Source organism: Rhizobacter sp., assembly GCF_031412495.1.
Taxonomy (GTDB): Bacteria; Pseudomonadota; Gammaproteobacteria; order Burkholderiales; family Burkholderiaceae_C; genus Schlegelella_A.
Genome location: NZ_JANODC010000422.1, coordinates 1 through 3,847, shown reverse-complemented (window position 1 = coordinate 3,847; position 3,847 = coordinate 1). Strand labels below are relative to the sequence as shown.

The 3,847-nt window shown below is 66.3% G+C and carries 7 protein-coding genes; all 7 read left to right on the top strand.

Translation table 11 applies throughout. The features are described from left to right. On the top strand, nucleotides 1-611 hold a 611-nt coding region (rplC, locus tag AC30N0_RS15580), incomplete at its 5' end, for a 50S ribosomal protein L3 (RefSeq protein ID WP_489518816.1). Continuing rightward, the gene (gene rplD / locus AC30N0_RS15575) at nucleotides 611-1,231 is read left to right on the top strand and encodes a 50S ribosomal protein L4 (protein WP_489518815.1); all 621 of its coding nucleotides are present in this window, start codon (nucleotides 611-613) and stop codon (nucleotides 1,229-1,231) included. The genes rplC and rplD, both read left to right, overlap by 1 nt. 161 nt (nucleotides 1,232-1,392) lie before the next feature. Further along, nucleotides 1,393-1,713 carry a 50S ribosomal protein L23 gene (gene rplW / locus AC30N0_RS15570; protein ID WP_489518817.1) on the top strand — a complete coding sequence of 107 codons (321 nt, stop codon included), beginning with the start codon at nucleotides 1,393-1,395 and terminating at the stop codon, nucleotides 1,711-1,713. After that, nucleotides 1,713-2,537 (top strand): 50S ribosomal protein L2, encoded by an 825-nt coding sequence (gene rplB, locus AC30N0_RS15565; RefSeq protein WP_489518814.1) that lies wholly within the window; start codon nucleotides 1,713-1,715, stop codon nucleotides 2,535-2,537. Before rplW ends, rplB begins: the two co-directional genes overlap by 1 nt. Before the next feature lie 13 nt (nucleotides 2,538-2,550). After that, nucleotides 2,551-2,829 carry a 30S ribosomal protein S19 gene (gene rpsS, locus AC30N0_RS15560; protein WP_489518813.1) on the top strand — a complete coding sequence of 93 codons (279 nt, stop codon included), beginning with the start codon at nucleotides 2,551-2,553 and terminating at the stop codon, nucleotides 2,827-2,829. 11 nt (nucleotides 2,830-2,840) lie between these two features. Beyond that, the gene (gene rplV / locus AC30N0_RS15555; protein WP_489518812.1) at nucleotides 2,841-3,170 is read left to right on the top strand and encodes a 50S ribosomal protein L22; all 330 of its coding nucleotides are present in this window, start codon (nucleotides 2,841-2,843) and stop codon (nucleotides 3,168-3,170) included. 20 nt (nucleotides 3,171-3,190) lie between these two features. Next, on the top strand, nucleotides 3,191-3,847 hold a 657-nt coding region (rpsC, locus tag AC30N0_RS15550), incomplete at its 3' end, for a 30S ribosomal protein S3 (RefSeq protein ID WP_489518811.1).

Here is a 3,847-nt window from a genome sequence, read left to right as displayed (position 1 = left end):
ACGCCATTCCCGTCACCGTCCTCGACGTCTCGAACAACCGCGTGGCCCAGGTCAAGACGCCTGAGAGCGACGGCTACAGCGCCCTTCAGGTCGTCTTCGGCGAGAAGAAGGCATCGCGGGTCAGCAAGCCCGAGGCCGGGCACTTGGCCAAGGCGGGGATCGTCGCCGGCGAGGTGACGAGGGAATTCCGTGTCGCCGCCAGCGTCGCTGCGGAATACAAGCCGGGCGCGCAGGTGCCGGTCGGCGTCTTCGCCGTCGGCCAGATGGTCGACGTCCAGGGCACCTCGATCGGCAAGGGCTTCACCGGCACGATCAAGCGCCACAACTTCAAGTCGCAGCGTGCGTCGCACGGCAACAGCCGCTCGCACAACGTGCCCGGCTCGATCTCGATGGCGCAGGACCCGGGCCGAGTGTTCCCGGGCAAGAAGATGTCGGGCCAGCGCGGCAACGTGACCAAGACGACGCAGAACCTCGACGTGATCCGCATCGACGAAGCGCGCCAGCTGCTGCTCGTCCGTGGCGCGGTTCCGGGCGCGAAGAACGGCCACGTGGTCGTGCGGCCGGCCGTCAAGGCCAGGCCGGCAGCGCCGGCGAAGAAGGGAGCCGCCTGATGCAGATCGAACTGCTGAACGACCAGGGTCAGTCGACCTCGAAGGTCGAGGCGCCCGACACCGTGTTCGCGCGCGACTACAACGAGGCCCTCGTGCACCAGATCGTCGTCGCCTTCCAGGCGAATGCGCGTCTCGGCACCCGGGCCCAGCTCGACCGTGCGATGGTCAAGCACTCGACCAAGAAGCCGTGGCGCCAGAAGGGCACCGGCCGCGCCCGTGCCGGCATGACCTCGTCGCCGCTGTGGCGCGGCGGCGGACGGATCTTCCCGAACAGCCCGGACGAGAACTTCACCCAGAAGGTGAACAAGAAGATGTACCGCGCCGGCATGGCGGCGATCCTGTCGCAGCTGGTTCGCGAAGGCCGCCTGGCGGTGGTCGAGTCGCTCGACGTCGACTCGCCGAAGACCAAGCTGCTGGCACAGAAGTTCAAGGCCATGGGACTCGACTCGGTGCTCGTGATCACCGACCGGATGCCCGACAACCTGCTGTTGGCAGCGCGCAACCTCACCAACGTGCTGATCGTCGAGCCGCGCTACGCCGATCCGCTCGCCCTCGTGCACTACAAGAAGGTGCTCGTCACCAAGGGTGCGATGGAGCAATTGAAGGAGATGCTGGCATGAGCACGGCACCCGAAGCGAAGAAGGACGACGCGAAAGCCCCCAAGGCCGCCAAGCAGGTGAAGGCCGCGAAGGCGGTCGCCGTGGCGCCGGTCGCCGACGCGGCCGCACCCGCCGCCAAGAAGGCCGCGCGCAAGCCCGCCGCGAGGAAGGCGACCGTCAAGGTGAAGGTCGCCCGGCCCGCCCATTCCGAGAGCCGCCTGGCGCAGGTGCTCGTCGCGCCGATCGTGAGCGAGAAGGCGACCATGGCTGCCGAGAAGCACAACCAGGTCCTGTTCAAGGTCCTGCGCGACGCCACCAAGCCCGAGATCAAGGCCGCGGTGGAGCTGATGTTCAAAGTCACGGTCGATTCCGTGCAGACCGTCCAGCACAAGGGCAAGACCAAGCGCTTCGGCAAGTCGACCGGCCGACGCGACCACATCAAGAAGGCCTACGTCTGCCTGGCCGAAGGCCAGGAGCTGAACTTCTCCGGGGAGGGCGCGTAATGCCCGTCATCAAGGTCAAGCCGACGTCGCCGGGCCGACGCGCCGTCATCAAGATCAGCCATCCGCACCTGTACAAGGGGCGGCCCGAGGCGACTCTGCTCGAGCCGCAGATGCAGAACGCCGGCCGCAACAACAACGGCCACATCACCACGCGGCACAAGGGTGGCGGGCACAAGCACCACTACCGTGTCGTCGATTTCGTCCGCAACAAGGACGGCATCCCGGCGAAGGTCGAGCGCATCGAGTACGACCCGAACCGTAGCGCCCACATCGCGCTCGTGGTGTATGCCGACGGCGAGCGCCGTTACGTGATCGCGCCGCGGGGCCTCGAGGTCGGTTCGACGCTGCTGTCCGGCGCCGAGGCACCGATCAAGGCAGGCAACACGCTGCCGATCCGCAACATCCCGGTCGGCTCCATCATCCATTGCATCGAGATGCTTCCCGGCAAGGGCGCGCAGATCGCCCGCTCGGCCGGCGCCGCCTGCACGCTGCTGGCGCGCGAGGGCACCTACGCCCAAGTGCGGATGCGCTCGGGCGAGGTGCGCCGCATCCACATCGATTGCCGCGCGACGATCGGCGAGGTCAGCAACGAGGAGCACAGCCTGCGCCACTTCGGCAAGGCTGGAGCGAAGCGCTGGAAGGGCATCAGGCCGACGGTTCGGGGCGTTGCCATGAACCCGGTCGACCACCCGCACGGCGGCGGCGAAGGCCGCACCGGCGAGGGCCAGGCGCCGGTCTCGCCGTGGAACACGCTCACCAAGGGCTACCGCACGCGCAACAACAAGCGCACGCAGACGATGATCGTCGCGCGTCGCAAGAAGTAAGAAGGTCCCTCCCATGACTCGTTCGCTCAAGAAGGGCCCGTTCATCGACCATCACCTCGCGGCGAAGGTCGAGAAGGCGAGCGCCACCAAGGACAAGAAGCCGATCAAGACCTGGTCGCGCCGCTCGACGATCCTGCCCGACTTCATCGGCATCACCATCGCTGTGCACAACGGCAAGCAGCACGTCCCCGTGTACATCACGGACCAGATGGTCGGTCACAAGCTGGGCGAGTTCGCGCTGACGCGGACCTTCAAGGGCCACCCGGCCGACAAGAAGGCGAACAAGAAGTAAGGATGGCCAGCATGGAAACGAAATCTATCGTTCGGGGCGTTCGCCTGTCGGCCGACAAGGGCCGGCTGGTGGCCGACCTCGTTCGCGGCAAGAAGGTCGACCAGGCGATCAACATCCTGAACTTCACCCAGAAGCGGGCCGCCGGCATCATCAAGAAGGCACTCGAGTCGGCGATCGCCAATGCCGAGCACAACGATGGCGCCGACATCGACGAGCTGAAGATCAAGACCATCTACGTCGAGCAGGGCGCGACGCTGAAGCGCTTCTCGGCCCGCGCCAAGGGGCGCGGCAACCGCATCAGCAAGCCGACGGCGCACATCTACATCACGGTCGGCAACTAACGGATCGCGACAGGAACCCCATGGGACAAAAGATTCACCCGACCGGTTTTCGCCTGCCGGTCACGCGCAATTGGTCTTCGCGCTGGTATGCGTCGAACAAGAACTTCGCGACCATGCTCGCCGAGGACCTGAAGGTCCGCGAGTACCTGAAGACGCGCCTGAAGAACGCCGCGGTGTCCCGGATCCTGATCGAGCGGCCGGCTAAGAACGCCCGCATCACGATCTTTTCGGCAAGGCCGGGAGTCGTGATCGGCAAGAAGGGCGAGGACATCGAGAACCTCAAGGCCGAGCTGACGCGCCGCCTGGGCGGTCCGGTCGCCGTCAACATCGAGGAAGTGCGCAAGCCCGAGATCGATGCGCAGCTGATCGCCGACTCGATCACGCAGCAGCTCGAGAAGCGCATCATGTTCCGCCGCGCCATGAAGCGCGCCATGCAGAACGCGATGCGCCTCGGCGCGCAGGGCATCAAGCTGATGTCGGCGGGGCGCCTGAACGGCATCGAGATCGCGCGGACCGAGTGGTATCGCGAAGGCCGCGTGCCGCTGCACACGTTGCGCGCCGACATCGACTACGGTTTCTCGGAAGCCAAGACGACCTACGGCGTGATCGGCGTGAAGTGCTGGGTCTACCGCGGCGACCGGCTCGCCAACGGCGAGCCCCCGAACATCAACCCGCCG